The organism is Variovorax sp. dw_954 (assembly GCF_018449755.1).
In the GTDB taxonomy this organism is placed as follows: domain Bacteria; phylum Pseudomonadota; class Gammaproteobacteria; order Burkholderiales; family Burkholderiaceae_C; genus Variovorax.
Map to the genome: position 1 here is coordinate 45,663 of NZ_JAAVVD010000032.1, position 16,437 is coordinate 62,099.

Annotated in this window: 14 protein-coding genes and 1 pseudogene; 4 read left to right on the forward strand and 11 right to left on the reverse strand. The window is 66.6% G+C overall.

The genetic code is table 11. From position 1 onward, the window contains the following. Positions 1–27: 27 nt before the first annotated feature. From HB681_RS33075 to HB681_RS33090, 4 genes are read right to left on the reverse strand one after another with little or no spacing between them, the layout of a single operon-like run. Positions 28–1,560 carry a TolC family protein gene (locus HB681_RS33075; RefSeq protein ID WP_213959125.1) on the reverse strand — a complete coding sequence of 511 codons (1,533 nt, stop codon included), beginning with the start codon at positions 1,558–1,560 and terminating at the stop codon, positions 28–30. Next, positions 1,547–3,589 carry an FUSC family protein gene (locus HB681_RS33080; protein ID WP_213959126.1) on the reverse strand — a complete coding sequence of 681 codons (2,043 nt, stop codon included), beginning with the start codon at positions 3,587–3,589 and terminating at the stop codon, positions 1,547–1,549. Before HB681_RS33080 ends, HB681_RS33075 begins: the two co-directional genes overlap by 14 nt. After that, positions 3,570–4,619, reverse strand: a complete 1,050-nt coding sequence (gene mdtN / locus HB681_RS33085; RefSeq protein WP_213959127.1) for a multidrug transporter subunit MdtN — start codon at positions 4,617–4,619, stop codon at positions 3,570–3,572. Before mdtN ends, HB681_RS33080 begins: the two co-directional genes overlap by 20 nt. 4 nt (positions 4,620–4,623) lie before the next feature. Then, complete coding sequence (locus HB681_RS33090; protein ID WP_256735197.1) at positions 4,624–4,860, reverse strand: YtcA family lipoprotein; 237 nt, start codon at positions 4,858–4,860, stop codon at positions 4,624–4,626. 270 nt (positions 4,861–5,130) lie between these two features. Between HB681_RS33090 and HB681_RS33095 the strand changes: the two genes are divergently transcribed. Beyond that, the gene (locus tag HB681_RS33095; RefSeq protein WP_213959129.1) at positions 5,131–6,126 is read left to right on the forward strand and encodes a hypothetical protein; all 996 of its coding nucleotides are present in this window, start codon (positions 5,131–5,133) and stop codon (positions 6,124–6,126) included. On the opposite strand, the gene HB681_RS33100 is transcribed toward HB681_RS33095, so the two are convergent. Both HB681_RS33100 and HB681_RS33105 read right to left on the reverse strand, forming a co-directional pair. Beyond that, positions 6,119–6,949, reverse strand: a complete 831-nt coding sequence (locus HB681_RS33100) for a hypothetical protein (protein ID WP_213959130.1) — start codon at positions 6,947–6,949, stop codon at positions 6,119–6,121. The genes HB681_RS33095 and HB681_RS33100 overlap by 8 nt on opposite strands. Before the next feature lie 314 nt (positions 6,950–7,263). Then, positions 7,264–7,875: a LysE family transporter gene (locus HB681_RS33105; protein ID WP_213959131.1), complete on the reverse strand. Its 612-nt coding sequence runs from the start codon at positions 7,873–7,875 to the stop codon at positions 7,264–7,266. A 173-nt stretch (positions 7,876–8,048) separates the two neighbouring features. Here HB681_RS33105 and HB681_RS33110 point away from each other — a divergent pair, with 173 nt between their 5' ends. From HB681_RS33110 to HB681_RS33120, 3 genes are all read left to right on the forward strand, one after another. Continuing rightward, a complete protein-coding gene (locus HB681_RS33110; protein ID WP_213959132.1) occupies positions 8,049–8,723 on the forward strand; it encodes a glutathione S-transferase family protein in 675 nt (224 codons plus the stop codon). A 28-nt stretch (positions 8,724–8,751) separates the two neighbouring features. Then, on the forward strand, positions 8,752–9,243 hold the full coding sequence (locus HB681_RS33115; RefSeq protein ID WP_213959133.1) for a VOC family protein: 492 nt from the start codon (positions 8,752–8,754) through the stop codon (positions 9,241–9,243). A 125-nt stretch (positions 9,244–9,368) separates the two neighbouring features. Next, a complete protein-coding gene (locus HB681_RS33120; protein WP_213959134.1) occupies positions 9,369–10,160 on the forward strand; it encodes a hydroxyacylglutathione hydrolase in 792 nt (263 codons plus the stop codon). A gap of 148 nt (positions 10,161–10,308) precedes the next feature. Here HB681_RS33120 and HB681_RS33125 read toward each other — a convergent pair whose 3' ends face one another. From HB681_RS33125 to HB681_RS33145, 5 genes and pseudogenes are all read right to left on the reverse strand, one after another. Beyond that, positions 10,309–10,587 carry a hypothetical protein gene (locus tag HB681_RS33125; protein ID WP_256735196.1) on the reverse strand — a complete coding sequence of 93 codons (279 nt, stop codon included), beginning with the start codon at positions 10,585–10,587 and terminating at the stop codon, positions 10,309–10,311. 80 nt (positions 10,588–10,667) lie between these two features. Next, a pseudogene (locus HB681_RS33130) lies at positions 10,668–10,838 on the reverse strand (tail fiber protein); the annotation flags it as partial. A gap of 135 nt (positions 10,839–10,973) precedes the next feature. After that, on the reverse strand, positions 10,974–11,432 hold the full coding sequence (locus HB681_RS33135) for a hypothetical protein (protein WP_213959136.1): 459 nt from the start codon (positions 11,430–11,432) through the stop codon (positions 10,974–10,976). A 718-nt stretch (positions 11,433–12,150) separates the two neighbouring features. Further along, positions 12,151–14,628, reverse strand: a complete 2,478-nt coding sequence (locus HB681_RS33140) for a response regulator (RefSeq protein ID WP_213959137.1) — start codon at positions 14,626–14,628, stop codon at positions 12,151–12,153. Next, positions 14,625–16,337 (reverse strand): SpoIIE family protein phosphatase, encoded by a 1,713-nt coding sequence (locus HB681_RS33145; RefSeq protein WP_213959138.1) that lies wholly within the window; start codon positions 16,335–16,337, stop codon positions 14,625–14,627. The genes HB681_RS33140 and HB681_RS33145 overlap by 4 nt, the downstream gene beginning before the upstream one ends. Positions 16,338–16,437 lie beyond the last annotated feature (100 nt).

Here is a 16,437-nt window from a genome sequence, read left to right on the forward strand (position 1 = left end):
AGAGCCTGACCGGCGATGAGCAGTCGTCTATGGGCGTGAACTGCCAAGGGCGCCGGTGGACAGCGCGAGCGTCGCCGCCGCCGACAGCGCCGTGCTGTAGGCGTCGGCACGCACGTTTCTGGCCAGCAGCAGCTGCGTTTCCGCCAGGTTCACATCGGTGATGGAGCCGACCCCACCGCGATAGGCGCCGAGTGCCGCATCAAAGGTGGTCTGCGCGGCCGACACCAGCGCCTTCGAGGCGTCGTGGGCGGCCAGGCTGGTGCGCAGGGCGTTGTCCGCGAGCACGATCTGGCGCACCGCTTCCTCGCGAATGCGCGTGAGCCGGGCTTCGGCGCTGTCGGCGTCGGCGCGGGCCTGGGCCAGCATTGCATCGCGCGTGCCGCCGTCGTAGAGCGGGATGGTCACGCCCGCGAAGACCGTGCCGCCGAGGCGCTTGCCGTTGATGTTGACGGTCGGGGATTGCTGCCCGATGGAGGGCAGCGCCGTCACGTCCAGGTTGCCCGAGTTGTAGGCGCCGGTGGCCGACATGAAGATCTTCGGCTTGAACTCCGCCTCCGCCGCGCGCACCTTCGCGAGGCTGGCTTTCTGAGCGGCGTAGGCGCCCAGCACGTCGGGGCGCCGCGACAACGCTTCCGAGACGATGCTCTCGACGGAGGCAGCCATCGCTGGCGACAACTGGCGGTCTGATACGTCGGCAATCCTGATCTTCGTCAACGGCGAGATGCCCATGGCCGTCACCAGCCGCAGATGGGCGTCCTGCGCTCCGCCGGTCGCCTGCACCAGCGCGAGATTGGCTTGTGCCGTGGCCTGGCGCGCCTGGGCCACCTCGACGACGGTCCCGATGCCATGCTTGCGCCGGTCTTCGGCAGCGGCCTGCACGGACTCGGTGTTCTTCAATGACTGCGTCGCCGTCGCGAGGCGCGTGCGCGCCGCGGCGTTGGCGTAGAAGGCCAGGCTGACGTCGTAGATGACCTGCTGGTGGGCCGCGGTGAAGGCGATGTTCGACACCAGCGATGCCTGCTTTGCCGCCTCGACGATGGCCGCCCTGCCGCCGAAATCGAACAGCAGCCACACGAGCGAAACCGCCGAGATGACGCCGGTCGCGGATTCCCTGCCGTTGCCGCTGAACCCGAGCACCGAGTCGTTGCTGCTGCTCGACTGGTAGGCGCCCACGGCACTCGCCGTGATCCGCGGCAGGTAGGTGCTTTCAGCGATGCCGGCGGCGAGTGCGACACGACGCGCGTCGTTCCATGCGATGCGCGTCTGCGGGTTGCTGGATTGCGCGAGGTCGATCAGCTCGGGCAGGGTGTAGTCCCTGGTCTCGTCGATCGCGGGCCCCGGGGGGAAAACCGCCAGTGCCGGATTGGCGGGCAGCACGTAGCCGCCAGTGGGCGCATCGGCCGCACCCTTCTGGCCGGCGATCATCTCGCCCTCGGAGGTGATGGCCGGCGTCCAGGGCCGGTCGGGCTGCGGCGGCGCCATCTCGAGTGCCGACGTGGCGCAACCGGCCAACCAGGCCGCGCACAAGGCGCATGTGATGGCGCCTTCAAGCCGGCGCATGGTCGGCCCTCCCATCCTGGCCTTCGCTGGATTCATGGACCAGGGCTTGCTCCAGGGACAGGAGATGGGCATCGATGCGCCGACGCATGGCGCGCGTGGGGATGTCAGGCAGGTCCTGGCGCCAGGCTGCGAACGGCGAGCCGATGCCCACGCCGGAAGCGGCTTGCCGATCGCCGTCGCCATCGGCAAGTCGGTCGAGCCGATGGGCGATCCTGTGGGCTTGCACCGGATCGAGGGAGGCGCTCAGGAGCAGCGGGCCCTGGAGATCGGCGATCTCCTGTGTTGCCTGGGTCCGGGCAGCCAGCCAGTCCCGGGCCGGGCGGATGCTGCCCGGCTCATAGCGCAGGAGCCCCATGTCCTGCCGCAGGGTGCCCATGGTGGCGTGGGCCACACCCGCGATCGCGTAGCGCTTCGAATGGCCGGCGGCCAGGATCATGGCGCTCAGCTGGCGCAGCACAGACGCGATGGCAGGATCGATGCGCCGCGCCACGCTGACCGGCCAGATGGCCGTGAACACCGCATAGACCACCAGGTTGCCGAACAGGATGCCGACGACCCGGTCCCGTGCGACCACCATGTCGAAGCCGGGGCCGGCGCCCTGGATCACGCACAGGAAGAAGGCGAATGCGATCTGGAACCCGGCGTAGGCGATGCGGGGCGTGCCGGCCGCGACCCAGCCCGACGCGAGCGCGGCGAGGAAGACGATCGCCAGCAGGCCGCTGATCGAGGTCACGCCGGGCATGACGAAGACGAGCGTCGCGAGCCCGGCGGCGGCACCGACCAGGCAGCCCAGTATCCGCAGCGTCAGTTTCTCGACGGTCTCGGCCGCGGTGCCGAGCGAAACGATGTAGCAGGTGATCAGGCTCGTGTGGATGCCTGGCCATTCGAGCAGCGTATAGACGACGTAGCAGAACATGGCCGCAGCGGTCGTCTTGAGTGCGTACTGGACGTGTTCCGGGTTGGTGAAGGCGTCAGGCAGGAAGAAGCCACCCGCAGGCTGCGGCTGCGCTGGCGTGGGCGGGTGCTCGGGCGGTGGCGCCTCCGGCAAGGGCGGCTCGGCGAAGTGCGCCAGAGCCTCCTTCATTTCCGCCAGGATCGCGGCACCCTCGGGCGGCAAGGCTGGCTCGGTGTCTTCGAGCGGGAGCGCGATCTCCACCGGATACCCTCCGGCGCGCAGGACCGAAGCCATCTCTTCGAGCGTGCCCGCCACGCGATGGCGCAGCGGGGGCGGCCACGTGCCGGCGGCGCTGCGTTCGACCAGGTCGACGAGCAGGAGGATCTGTGTCGTGGAAGCCGTGGCTAGCCGTAGCGCGGCGATGTCCGCGGCAGCGGACGACTTTTCTGCCGCGGCCAGTTTCAGCCACTTCTGTATCTCGCCCGATCCTTCGGCCAGGCACTCGCCAAGGACTTCCCGACTGCGCGCCGCGGACGTCGCGAGCACGTCCGCTGCGACAGCGAGCCGATGCGCCAGCGCGCGCTCCGCAAGGCGTCGCGGCGCCGGGCCGACGAGCAGGTTGACGACGATCGAGACGCTGGCCGGAATGCCCGCGAAGAGCCACGCATAGAGGAGGCCGCGGGTCGCCAGTTCGCCGATCTGCGCGTTGCTCAGCAGGTCGAGCGCATAGGCCACGACCAGCGCGAGGATCCCGCCGATCGGCCGCAGCTTGCTTGCAGTGGCGATGAAGAGCAGGCCGAAGGACAGGACCGCCATGGCTGCCACGCGCCACAGCGGGTAGTCGATCACCACCGTCGAGATGACCAGCACGAAGCTGATGATCAACGTGATCAATATCAGGATCGCGAGGCTCATGATCACGCTGCTGGCGCGGTCGGGCTTCATGACGAAGAAGGCGACGTAGGCGGTGAGCGCGGCCTCGGGGGTCTGGTAGGTCTGCGCAACGAGCGTCGCCAGGGCGCAGATCAGCGCCAGCCTGAGCGCGAACTCCAGCCTGCCGGGTGACGGCGCCAGCAGTTCGAGGAAGCTCGCGAGAGACGCTGCCGGCCGCGGCTCACTTGCACGCGCGGCCATGCTGTACCTCTACGGCGGCGGTGGCGCCCAGCCTCACGAGCCGGGCGGGCGGCTCTTCGAGGCGAACGCGCACGGGAAAGCGCTGGGCCACCTTCACCCAGTTGAGCGAGCGCTCGACGAAGGGCAGCGAGCGCGGCAGGTTGATGCGGCCGCTGTCGAGGACGCCATAGCCGATCCCCTGCACGACGCCCTTGATGGGTTGCCTGCGATCGAGCATCGAGTACACCGTGGCGCAGTCGCCTTCGGCGATGGCTGAAAGATCGTTCTCGCGGAAGTTCGCGACCGCGAACCATTCCTCGGTGTTGATCAGCGTGAACAGCGACTGGGACGGCGCGACGATCTCGCCGGCCGACACGGTCAGGCCGACGACGCGCCCGCTGTGCGGCGCACGGACCGTGGTGTCCTCGAGTGCACGCCGCGCGATGCTGAGCGCGGCCTCGCGCGCATGGACAGCGGCCTCGGCGGCCGCATCGGTGTCGACCGCGCGACCGGCCGCAGCCTGTTGCTCCTGCGCCTGCCGCAGCGAAGTCGCCGCGTCGCGCTGCGCGGTCTGTGCCTGGTCGAGTTGCTGGTCCGGCACATAGCCCTTGGCGGCGAGCGGCCGGAGCCGATCGACCGTGCGGTTGGCATGTTCGAGATTGGTGGCTGCGCGCCGGGTCTGGTCGCCGGCAACGACGGCGGTGGAGCGCTGCGTCGACAGCACGCGCCGCTGCGTCTCGAGCGTGGCCTTGGCAAAGGCGAGTTCCGCCTGCGCCTGTGTCAGGACCAGCCGATAGGGCTCCGGATCGATCTGGAAAAGCAGGTCGCCCTTGGCCACGCTTGCGTTCTCCGCGACCCCGATCTCGGTGATCCGGCCACCGACGACCGAGGCGACGTGGACGATGTCGGCATCGATCGAGGCATCGTCTGTCGACGGCATGCTGGCGTGCCGGTGCGCCACATAGATCCCGAGGCCGATCGCGATCGCGATGATCGCCGCGGACGCCAGTTTTCCCCAGAGGGGAGGGCGGTGGATTCCTGCGGCCTTCATGCGCTCAGGCAAACCAGAGCAGCCAGGCGAGCAGCGCAAAGGAGAACCCTGTCGCCGTGCACACGAAAAGCTGCAACGGAAGGGCAGAGGACAGGCCCGTCGCGACGAACACCGCGCGCGCGCAGATGGAAGCCAGGATCCCGAGGAATGCGCACAGCATCCACGCGGGAAAGTAGGCGCCGAACAGTGCAAACGATGGCGCCCCACGCTGGCTGCAGCCGCTCAGTGCCAGCGGGATCATTGGCAAGAACAGCGCGCACGCAGATCGCTGGCGAACGATGCTGGCAGGCGTAAATCTCTCGGACTTCTCGATCCTCTTCGGCATGCGGGGCATCCTACGATACGTCCACGAATGTTCGCAATGCTGGCCAGTCTCGTGCCCCGAATGGGAGCGGGGTACCCCGATTCACCTCGTCTCGACGTTGACGCGACGTCGTGCGAGTCCTAGTCTGTCGCACCGAGCGGTGGCTCCAATCGGGATGGACATGGCCTGTCGGATGGGGGTTCAAACATGAACGGTCGCAAGGTGGCGGTCTACTACGCATGGGACAGGTCGATGGAAGTCAGCGCGCCGCTGGCCGTCCTGGAGAATCGATTCCCGGCGCTGTTCGAGAGCCGTCGGATGCTGTACCCGCGCTTCAGCGAGCTGTCCGACCCTGAGCGCTTCAACCAGGGGATCGAAGGTTTTCTGGACCAGATCCTGAAGAAGAACTTCGTCGAATTTGCGGAGTTCGCCAGCCGCGAGACCGGCCATCGCACGCTGGAGATCGAGCGCGGTGGCCACGACGATCGGCACACGCCGCTTGGCAATGAGTTCCTGCGATCCATCGACACGCTGATCGTCATCAGCTTTGATTCGATCCGGACGGCGCAGCAGGCAAGCGTCGAGGAGATCGCTGGTGTCGCCGAGTTTCTTGAGCGGACGGACAACCTGGTCTTTGTTTGCCCTCACCACAGCATCGGCCACGCGGATGAAGCATCGGAGGCCGCTCTGAGGGATCTCCAGTTGCAGGAGTTCCTGCATCACGGCGACAAGACAATCCCGCCGCAGCAACGCTTTGGCGGCTTCGCCAGGTCGCTGCTGTCCGGACTCGGCGTTCCCGTGGAGAACCTCTTCGGTCTGCGCCCTGCTGCGCAGGCAGATGGGTCACCGGCGCCGATCAAGATCGAACGAGACCTCGATCACCTTGGCATCCTTGAGGGTGTCACGACTTTCAACGCGCATCCCCACCTCCCGCATCTCAGGAGAGTTGGCGATGGCGGCGGGAAGCTGGACGTGCTGGCCCGTCAGCGCATCGACACGGCGGCCCCACCGCACTCGTTTGTGCAAGGCGGCCGAACCGACTTTGACGCCTTGTTGCAGGCAAGACCGGGCGTCTTTGCCGGCAGCCTGCTGGTCGGCGATGCCACGCTTTGGAGTTCCACGGCCGGTGGTGTCGATAACTTGCGTCGACTTTGGAAGAACGTCGTTGGGCGCCCGAGCCGCCCAGTCATCGGCTTCAGTTGATCCGGGTGGCGACGAGCGGCGAATAGCGGTTCGAGGTCGCGTTCATCCTGGTCGCGCGGGCGTAGGCGTTGTAGAAGGTCTCTCGCGTCGAGCCGCCGTCCATGGGGTTCCAGTCGATGACCAGCGTGGCGGGCGCCGCATAGGTGCAAGTGCCGGTGTTCAGCGGATGCGCCGGCGGCGGCGAACCCGAAGTGGGCTGCGTCCTGGTGTATTGCACGCTGCCGTTCGGGAAGAAGTAGTAGTAATAGTCGCTGCCGTCCCAGACCTTCCACCAGCCGTACAGCCATGACATCGCGGCGTCGCCGGCGGAGGGCGATGTGGCGGCATCGAAGTAGGTGTCGATATCGATCCAGCCCACCAGCTTCTTGAAGTCATAGGGGCCGGTGCCGCGCACGCGCTTGATCACGTCGCAGCCCATGCTCTTGCCACCCTGGCCGCCGGCCGCGCGCAGCAGCACATCCCCATCGAAACCGAGGCACACGTCCACGTGGAAGGAGGCATGGCGCAGGATGTCGCCGTACGCGGGCCGGTTGTTCTGCCTCGACAGCACCCATGAACCCGGCTTGCCGGCCTTCTTCACGATCCCTTCCAGGTCGAAGCCGCCGAGGTAGGTCTTGGAGCCCATCTTTGCGCCGTACCAGCCGGTGAAGCCGTTGCAGCCGGTCATGATGCCGCCCCTGGCCCAGTTCTCGGACATGACCTTCTGCGAGAGCCCGGTCATCTCCGTGTACTTGGAAGCCGTCGCGCCGTTCGATGTGATGACCGTGTTGCCGGGCAGGACGGAATCGAGCAGCTTGCGTGCGTCGTCGCGAACAGTGGACATGGTGTTTCACCTCCTTGAAATGGCGACTTGATCGGTGCCTGGAGAGCGTTCCCTCAAGGCAGCAATTCAGTCTAGGCAAGGCGGGTGAACTGTGAAAGGGCGGCGGGGCCGGTGGCTCACCCATCCGTGGGAGGAAAGTGGCGCGTCGCGCCACTCAACTTGCATCGCTCTGCTTTTTGTTCGAAGAGTTCCAGTTTTGGCGGAAGCAAACGTAATAGTTGTGCGGTCGCGTTGATTACGGCACGTCAGATCACTTCCAACGCTGCGCCTGTCGACCGGTTGCCAGATGGACCCCGCGCGACGCACCAAGCCGACTACCGGGTCATCGGCAACGCCACGCCCATCGCAGCGAACATGCCGCCGCAGACGCGGTTGAAGTTGCGCCCCGCGCGCTCCAGCCATGGCCGGATGCGGTGCGCCAGCAGCGCGAGCAGGTACTCCACGATCACCTCGATCGTCACGAACACCACCGCCATGATCACGAGCTGCGGGGCCAGCTCGCGTGCCGGATCGATGAACTGCGGCAGGAAGGCGCCGTAGAAGAGCAGGGCCTTCGGGTTGGAGACGGCCGTCAGCAGGCCCTGGCGAAACATCGTGGCGCCGCGGGTGTCGGCGGTCGAGGCATCGGCGCGCAGCTGGATGGCCGGTGCGCGCCAGAGCTGGATACCGAGCCAGATCAGGTAGGCGCCGCCAATGAACTTGAGCACGATCAGTGCATGCGCCGATGCCTGGAGCAGCGCGCCGATGCCGAGCATCGACAACGCAATCAGGACCACGAATCCGATGGCGCCGCCCGCTACGGTGAAGAGTGTCTTGCGATGGCCGTGCAGCGCACCGTGGGTGAGCACGAGCAGGCTGTTGGGGCCGGGCGTGAGCGACAGGCCGGTGGCGGCGACGAGGTAGAGCAACCAGGTGTGAAGGGTCATGGCTGGATTGTCGGTAATTTGTCGTGCGGCGCGTTCGTTCGCGGCATGGGGCGGCTCTTCGTTTTTCGCGCGGCTCGACGATTTGCGGCAGTGCGCATGGACAGCCGCTGCGGCAGCGCCTATTGTCTGGCCGGGCGCGGACGACACAGGCAACTATTGCGAGGCAAACACCCATGAAGCTCCACTACCACCCGATCTCCACCACCAGCCGCCCGGTCATGCTGTTCGCCGCGGAGAGCGGCATTCCGCTGGAAATGCAGGTGGTCGACATCTTCACCGGCGAGCACGTGAAGCCGCCATACACCGGCCTCAACCCGAACAAGCTGATCCCTACGCTGGAGGACGGCGACTTCGTGCTGACCGAGAACTCGGCCATCCTCAAGTACCTGGCCGACAAGATCGATTCGCCGGCCTACCCGAAGGACCTGCAGAAGCGCGCCCGCGTCAACGAGCGCATGGACTGGGTCAACACGCAGCTGTGCATCGACCTGGTCTACGGCCTGGTCTACCCGCAGATTTTCGACACCCACAAGCGCCGCAGCGACGAGGCCCAGGCCGCGACGCTGGAGCGCGGTCGCGAACGCGCGCAAGGCTGGCTGAAGGTGCTGGACGAAAACGTGCTGGGCAAAGGCAACAAGTATTTGTGCGGCGACGACATCACCATCGCCGACTACCACGCGGTGGCGTATGTGGCGCTGGCCGAGGTGATCGGCAGCGACCTCGCCGCGTTCCCGAACGTGAAGGCCTGGCTCGGCCGCATGAAAGCGCTCAAGACCTGGGCCAAGGTCTATGAAGTGATCGACGGCTATGCGGCTTCGCTCAAGAGCAAGCCGATGCTGGCCGTCTGAGCGCGCCGTTCAATCCAAGGAGTGCCCCATGATCCGCAAGCTGCATCACAACGCCTACCGCTGCCGCGACTCGGAAGAGACGCGCGCCTTCTATGAAGACTTCCTGGGCCTTCCGCTGGTGACCACCCTGGAACTGGGCCAAACCAAGACCGGCCGCGAGACGCACGCGCTGCACACCTTCTACCAGCTGGACGACGGCTCACACCTGGCCTTTTTCGAGGTCGACGACATGCCCTTCGAGTTCAAGGCGCAGCACGACTTCGACCTGCACATCGCGCTGGAGGTCGGCACCGAGGTGCTGCAGCCGATGATGGCCAAGGCGCGCGAAAAGGGCATGGAATGCCGCGGCCCGTCGGACCACGGCATCATCGACTCGATCTACTTCCGCGACCCCAATGGCTACGTGATCGAGCTGTGCGCCAAGCGGGCCAACCACGACGAGATGATGGACCCGGCGAAGAATGGCGCGCGCGAGAAGCTGGAGCATTGGACGGCCGCGAAGACTGGCACGCCTGCCTGAGTGGCGAGGGGCGCGTCTGACTCCCTCTCCCCTCCGGGGAGAGGGTTGGGGTGAGGGTCGGGCCCCACACGTGCACCGCACCCCACCCGATGGCATGATCGCCGTCAAATTCGGAGCACAACCCCATGATCGTCGAGCGCATCTGGACCGGCAACGCCTACCGCAACTACAACTACCTGATCGCCTGCCCCGAGACCGGCGAGGCGCTGGCCATCGACCCGCTGGACCACCAGAAGTGCCTGGCCGCAGCCAGGGACAAGGGCTGGGACATCACGCAGATCCTCAACACCCACGAGCACCACGACCATACCGGCGGCAACGAGGCCGTGGTCGCGGCAACGGGCGCCAAGGTCATCGCGCATCACCAGTCGGGCTCGCGCATCGCAGGCGTGGACCGCGGCGTGAAGGCGGGCGACATCATCAAGGTCGGCAAGACGGTCGAGCTGGAGTGCATGGACACGCCCGGCCACACGATGTGCCACATCTGCCTGCGCTCCCACACCGAGCAGCCGGCGCTGTTCTCCGGTGACACGCTGTTCAACGCTGGCGCCGGCAACGTCCACAACGGCGGCAGCGCGGACAGCCTGTACAGCACCTTCGTCGACCAGCTCGCGAAGCTGCCGGCCAACACCCGCGTGTATCCGGGCCACGACTACATCGAGAACAACCTGCGCTTCACGCTGGCGCGCGAGCCCGACAACGCGGCTGCGAAGGCGCTGTTGCCCGAGGTGGCGGCACAGGACCCGGCCAAGGCCCGCGTGACGACGATGCAGGAGGAGAAGCAGTTCAACACCTTCCTGCGCCTGGCCAGCCCGAGCGTGATCGCGGTGCTGCGGGCGGAGTTTCCGGATCTGCCGGAGCATCCGGATGCGAAGACGGTGTTCGTCAAGCTGCGCGAGCTGCGCAACAAGTGGTGAGAAGGTATGAATCTTCCTACTGCGGACGCCGATCTCGGGTCTGCGGTGCTCACCGTACGTGAGTACGGTTCCGCTCCTCAACCCGACCTCGGCGCCCTCGCTACGGAATCTTCACACCTTCTGCGCTGCATCGGATCTGAGCCTGTTATCACTCGCAACGGAAATCGACGCCGGTGTCCCCCGGCGCCTTGCCCAGCATGCGAGCATTCAACTGCTTTTGCTCGCAATAGGTGGAGGCCCCGTTGTAGGTCGACGCGCGCAGGTTGCCGTCGCGCAGGTGGATAACGTCGTTCGGCACCACGCCGCAGCCGGCGAGGGCGATTCCGAACAGCAGGGCGGCGGGGTACTTGGTGAGGCAGATCATGGAGCCGGTGATGGTCAGGCGGATGCGGAGGAATGCCCGCATGGTACCGGAGCAGGCCGGCATGCTGGCGCCTATGGCCGCGACGGGTAGGCGCCTGCCACGCAGATGCAGTAAACGGAACCCGGAACCGGCTCCTTGCCCTTCAGGTTGGGCAAGGCGAAGGTGCTCATGCCATCGCCGCCATACGTGGGCCCCAGCAGTGAATAGAGCGCTGTGTTGTGCCCGATCTGGATCAGCGATCCGTCGCACAACGCCCAGTTTATTGGGGCGTAATTGAAGGCGAACAGCTGAATCGATCCGAGGAGGGGGTCCATGGGAGTCCTTTGGGGAGTGGCGAGGCATGCTACTGCCGCGGGGTGGTTTGCAGTGGACTTTTGCGGGGCTTACAGCCTTCGCACAGGCCTGCACAAAAGGGAAGGTCGCTGCATCCCCAGCATGCGGGCGTGTAGTCAGGGGTCTTTCACACGCAAACTGGAAAGCAGCGCGTTCACGAATGCCCGCGGCAAAGCGCCAGCCAGCACGTAGAGCGAGTTATCCCCGCGGATCGCAAAATACAGCCGCCGGTCCCCAGGTTCCGCGGCATCCACGAAATAGACGGCCAAGCCGCCTTTCGTTGTCTTGGTGAAGCTCTTTGCACGATCGATGCGCTCCGCCTTGCGTGCAAGTTGCAGGGGCGCGTCATCCGAGGCGGGTGAAGTGCCCAGCGCGTCCAGATAGCCTTCGGGGCTCGTGATGGGGTGCTTCTCCAGCAGGCCCAGCTTCGCGTGCCTGTCGCGCAAGCGGGCATGGTCCAGTGTCAGCCAGCTATAGGAAGCGCGTTCATCCCCGCCCGCGGGCACAAAGCCGACCGAGGGAGATTCATTGCCCGTGATGAATATCTTGCTGACTTGCGACCGCGGCAACTGCATTTCAAGGCGTCCGAACTGGAAGCCTACGCAGTCGCCGCAGTGACGCGGCGCGGGCCACTCCTGCGTGCGCAGGGTTGCGGCATGGGATGCCCCCGCAGCGAGCGAGCGCCCACAGAGCGCCAACGCAAGCAGACTTCAGGACCACCGCGCAAACCTCAGCGATGAAACACCCATGCGTGCCATATCGAAATCGGTTCGGTAATCATGAACGACCTTCCGCGCGCATTTGATGTCCAACTTGCTTCGCGCTGTGCTGAAGATTGCGCCACCCAACTGTGTCGCCAGCCATTTGATGTTGGTCGGTCCCATGGCTGGCGTTGGAACCAAAGCCATCGCGTTGGAGCATTTCACCGTCTCCCTGTACATGTTGGCGAAGACGTTTGCCACTCCATCGTCGACGACGCCATCCCATGGCACTGGAACTGCGGCGAACTTGAAGAAATCGTTGTGAGGTCTCGGACTGCTGCGTTGTCTGCGTCTGTAGCTTCTGCCATTTTTTTACTCCCTTTGAATCAAACAGCCGGGCAGATGCCTGGCCGCAAGAACGCTATCCCAAGACCTATGGGATCAGACCTGTTGGCAGCGGGATGCGGAGCGCAGATCAGAGACAGTTCGGAAATCGAGAAACCGCGCCGATCACACTGTCACGGCCGGATTGCCCGTCACAACCCCGGACTTCTCGCTGTGAATGGCACGACATGAGGGGCAGATCAGGCGCTCAAGCTGTCTGCTCCCGCCCCTCGAAGTACTCCGCCAACCGCATCCGCTCGCGCTCGAACGCCGGCATCGCGGCCAGAACCGCCTCCCAATCGCCGACGCGGCTGGCCCTGTCAATGTTCCCGCAAGCGGTTGCGAATGCGAGTGCGCCCACCATCTTGCTGGCGCCCGCCATGCGGTGCGCGAACTGCGTGACTTGGGGGACGTCGTCGGTGGCCAGCGCCTGCCGGAGTCCGGCCGAGTCGTCCTCGCATGTTCGCCGGAAGGCTGCGACAACCTCGCTCACCATCGACGCATCGCCACCGCATTTCGCGGTGAGGAGCGCCTGGTCTATCGGGCTGTCGAGGAGGGCGGCTTCCGCGCCCGGACCGGCGCCTGGAGAGGCGCCGGGCGGCGAGGGCGCGCGAGGCAGCGGCAGCCACCGATCGAGCTTCTCGGTCAGCTGGGCCAGTTCCAGTGGCTTGACCAGGAAATCATCCATGCCCGCGGCGAGGCAGGTCTCGGCCTCGCCCTGCAGCGCGTTGGCGGTGCAGGCAATGATCGGCACGCGCGCTTGTCCCGTGCCGGCTTCGAGCGCACGGATGGCGCGCGCGAGTTCGTAGCCGTCCATGTGGGGCATGTGGCAGTCGGTGATGACCAGTCCGAAGCGACCGGTCTTCCACAACGCGAAGGCCTGGACCCCGTCGTCGGCGGTCTGGGCGGCATAGCCCAGCGTTCGCACCTGGCGCGCGATCAGCATGCGGTTGACAGGGTGGTCGTCGACCAGAAGCACCAGGGTGCCTTCCGCCTCGGCTTGCGCGGTGCCGGGTGCCACGCGGCGCGCGGCCGTCGCGACCGTGGGCGCGCCCGCGCCGTCGGCGCTGCTGCCCGAGGGAGGCTCGGCGACGGGCAAGGTCAATTCCAGCGTGATCGTCGAGCCCTTGCCGGGCTCGCTGTCCAGCCTGATCGAGCCGCCCATGATGTGCGCGAGTTGGCGGGAGATCACCAGTCCCAGCCCGGTGCCGGCCGGCCGTCGCCGCGCCTCGTCGCCCTCGGCTTGGGTAAACGGCTGGAACAGGCGCTGCTGGTTCTCGGGCGAGATGCCGATGCCGGTGTCCTTCACCTCGAAGCGCAGGCTTTCCTGTCCGTCCTTGCGCCCCAGGAATTGCACGTTGATGTCGATCCAGCCCTCGGCCGTGAACTTGATCGCGTTGCTGACGAAGTTGTTGAGGATCTGGCGCAGGCGCACCGGATCGACCCGCAGCGCCGGGCTGATGCGCGGGTCGACCATGCGCCGCACGATCAGCCCCTTGCTGCTTGCATTGCCCAGGTAGATGCTCTGCACCTCCTCGATCAGGCGCTTGATCGAGACCACCTCGGGGCGGACCTCCAGCTTGCCGGCCTCGATCTTCGAGAAGTCGAGGATGTCGTCGATGATGCGCAGCAGCGAGCGGCTCGATTCGCGCACCAGCCCCAGCGTCTCGCGCTGCTCGGCATCCAGCTCGGTCAGGCTCAGCAGTTCCAGCATGCCCAGGATGCCGTTCATGGGCGTCCGGATCTCGTGGCTCATGGTGGCCAGGAAGGTGCTCTTGGCGCGGTTGGCGGCTTCCACCTCGGCGCTGCGCTGCGACAGGGCCGCGTTCAGCTGCTCGATCTCGCGCTCCTTCTTCTTCCGCTCGGTCACGTCTTCCGACATGGTCAGCAGGAAGCGCGGCTTGCCGGTCTCGTCGAGGATCGGGATCTTCTTCGCATGGAGGACGCGCACGCTGCCGTCGTTGGCATGCAGGGTCTCCTCGGGAATGTCCACTTCCCGGCCGAGCGCCAGCGCCTCCTTGTCCTTGGCCGTGAAGAAGTCGGCTTCCTCCCTGGTGCCGACGTACTCGTGGACCGTCTTGCCGATCAGCTCCTTCTCGCTGAGCCCGGTCAGTTCCTCGAGGGCGCGATTGACGCGCACCAGCTTCAGGTCGACCGCGTCCTTGACCATGAACTGATAGGGGATGTGATGGATCACCGAGTTGAGGAACGCGTTGGCAGTTTCCAGCTCGGCGGTGCGTGTGTGCACGCGGGCCTCCAGCTCGGTGTTCAGGGCACGCAGGTCGTGTTCCGCCTGGCGCAGCGCCGCCTTCTGCCCTTGTTCGGCGAGCGATCGTCGCACCGAGAAACCCAGCCGCCGCACGCGCAGCTTGAGGACGTAGTCGGTGGCGCCGGCCTTCATGCATTCGACCGCTTCTTCCTCGGTCATCAGGCCGGACGAAATCACGATGAGCGGAAGATCCGGCCACCGCTGCCGCACCTGTCGAGGCATCTCCAGTCCGCCGACTTCATAGTCGGACAGCACCAGGTCGAAGGCTTGCCGCTGCAGGGCGGCGACGAAGTCTTCCGTGGTCCGGACCCAGGCGATGTCGCAGGCAAGATCTTCCTCCTGGAGCGTCGCCCGGATGCGCTGCGCATCGTCCGGGTCGTCCTCCAGGTGCAGCACGCGGATGGCGGCGGTGCTCATCGCGATCCTTCCTGTTCGCTGCGCAGCGACTCGACCACCTCCCTGAACTCCTCGCGGTTGCGTTCGCTCAGCGCGGAGAGGGCTTCGTGCGCCTGCAGGATGCGCTTCTGCACAGACGCCAGGTCGCCGCCCGCGCCCAGCGCGTAGAGCGTGGGGCCGGCGGGGATGTCGTCGCGGATCGCGGCCTGCACCTGCTGCATGCTCAACTCCTCGAACAGGCCGTGCACGATCGGCGTCACGCCCGCGAGCACCACGCCGCCCCGGGCGACCAGCTCGTGCACGGTGCCGAGCCAGGTGCTGTCCATGTATTCGCAGCCGGACAGGTCCAGCACCAGCGGCCGTCCTCCGTCCAGCACGGTCAGGGCGGTTTCATGGAAGGCGTCGCAGTGCATCCAGGTGGCGCGCCCGCGCAGCGCGAGCCAGGCGGCATGGTCCGTTTCGCCATAGAACACCACCTCGTCGCCCTCGGGCCGCGGCGTGCAGGTTGTTGCAGCCGCCGCCGCGGGAAGTTCCGCGCCGTTGTCGAACCAGGACGCGCCGGCGTGCGCGTCGATGAGCAGGATGGTCACGTCGTCGCGGTCCGCGCCCGCCGGCGCGCTGGCGTGCAGCTGCGCCATCATTTCCTGCGCGCTCGACAGCGGGTTGACGAGCACCTCCTGCAGCAGCTCCAGCTCGCGCTGCGACCCGGACGGCAGCAGCCCGTCGGTGTAGAGGAGGATCCGGTCGCCCGCCAGCAGCTGCAGGCGCTCCTGCCCGAACTGCGAGTCCGGCGCCAGGCCGAGAGCGGGACCGGTGCGGCGGACCATGCGCGTTTCCTGGCCCTCGCGCGCGTGCAGCACGGGCGGATGGCCCGCCGATGCCAGCGTGAGGCTGGAATCCGAGGTGTCCAGCAGGCCGAAGACGGCCGTCAGGAACAGCCCCGGCGCGGCGTGCGCCTCGCAGATCGAGCGGTTCACCGCGGCCAGCACTTCAGCCGGCGGCAGCGCCAGGCCCGTCGCCGGGTCCGCCAGCACCAGCCGTTGCTTGAACAGCACCGAGAGCATCGCCGAGGTCACGCCGTGGCCGGTGGCGTCGGCCAGGTAGAAGGCGAGGTGCCGCTCGCCCAGCCGGACCACGTCGTAGAGGTCGCCGCCCACATGCTGCCCCGGGCGGTACACCGCGTGGATGCAATAGCCTTCCATGGGCGGCGGGCTGCGCGGCAGCAGGGCGCGCTGGATCACCTCGGCCCGCTCGAGGTCGCGGCGCAGCACTTCGGAAGTCTCCTCGAGTTCGCGCACCTTGCGCTGCAACGCGAGGTGCAGGCGCTCGCGCTCGGCCAGCAGTTGGCGTCGCTCGAGCGCGTTGCGCACCGCGACCCCCATCTCCTCGGTCTGCGGCGACTTCGGCAGGAAGTCGAATGCGCCGAGCCGGATCGCGGCCAGCGCCGAGTCGAAGGTCTCCAGCCCCGACAGGACGATCCACGTGGCATCCGGCACGGCCTGTCGTCCCCAGCGCAGCAGTTCCAGGCCGTCCATGCGCGGCATCATGATGTCGGTCAGCACCAGGGCGACCTCCGGGTGCGCGCGCAGGACTTGCTGCGCCGCGATGCCGTCGGCGGCCTCCAGCACGGGGGAGCAGCCAAGGTTTTCCAGTGCCCGCCTGACCATGAGGCGAGTCACCGGCTCATCGTCCACCACGAGGGCGACGGGAGGGGCAGGGTCGAGGTTCATCACATCCGCTCGTGCAGGTTGCAGTTTCCCAAGAGGTCGCCCACCCGCGCAGGCGTCGGCGAGGCGAGTGCGGATTGGGCTCCTTTTCGGAGATGGATGC

Bases quoted from the DNA above. Each gene is read 5' to 3' on its own strand.
- HB681_RS33075 (WP_213959125.1), bottom strand. From the start codon at position 1,560: ATGCGCCGGCTTGAAGGCGCCATCACATGCGCCTTGTGCGCGGCCTGG.
- HB681_RS33080 (WP_213959126.1), bottom strand. From the start codon at position 3,589: ATGGCCGCGCGTGCAAGTGAGCCGCGGCCGGCAGCGTCTCTCGCGAGC.
- mdtN (WP_213959127.1), bottom strand. From the start codon at position 4,619: ATGAAGGCCGCAGGAATCCACCGCCCTCCCCTCTGGGGAAAACTGGCG.
- HB681_RS33090 (WP_256735197.1), bottom strand. From the start codon at position 4,860: ATGATCCCGCTGGCACTGAGCGGCTGCAGCCAGCGTGGGGCGCCATCG.
- HB681_RS33095 (WP_213959129.1), top strand. From the start codon at position 5,131: ATGAACGGTCGCAAGGTGGCGGTCTACTACGCATGGGACAGGTCGATG.
- HB681_RS33100 (WP_213959130.1), bottom strand. From the start codon at position 6,949: ATGTCCACTGTTCGCGACGACGCACGCAAGCTGCTCGATTCCGTCCTG.
- HB681_RS33105 (WP_213959131.1), bottom strand. From the start codon at position 7,875: ATGACCCTTCACACCTGGTTGCTCTACCTCGTCGCCGCCACCGGCCTG.
- HB681_RS33110 (WP_213959132.1), top strand. From the start codon at position 8,049: ATGAAGCTCCACTACCACCCGATCTCCACCACCAGCCGCCCGGTCATG.
- HB681_RS33115 (WP_213959133.1), top strand. From the start codon at position 8,752: ATGATCCGCAAGCTGCATCACAACGCCTACCGCTGCCGCGACTCGGAA.
- HB681_RS33120 (WP_213959134.1), top strand. From the start codon at position 9,369: ATGATCGTCGAGCGCATCTGGACCGGCAACGCCTACCGCAACTACAAC.
- HB681_RS33125 (WP_256735196.1), bottom strand. From the start codon at position 10,587: ATGCCGGCCTGCTCCGGTACCATGCGGGCATTCCTCCGCATCCGCCTG.
- HB681_RS33135 (WP_213959136.1), bottom strand. From the start codon at position 11,432: ATGCAGTTGCCGCGGTCGCAAGTCAGCAAGATATTCATCACGGGCAAT.
- HB681_RS33140 (WP_213959137.1), bottom strand. From the start codon at position 14,628: ATGAGCACCGCCGCCATCCGCGTGCTGCACCTGGAGGACGACCCGGAC.
- HB681_RS33145 (WP_213959138.1), bottom strand. From the start codon at position 16,337: ATGAACCTCGACCCTGCCCCTCCCGTCGCCCTCGTGGTGGACGATGAG.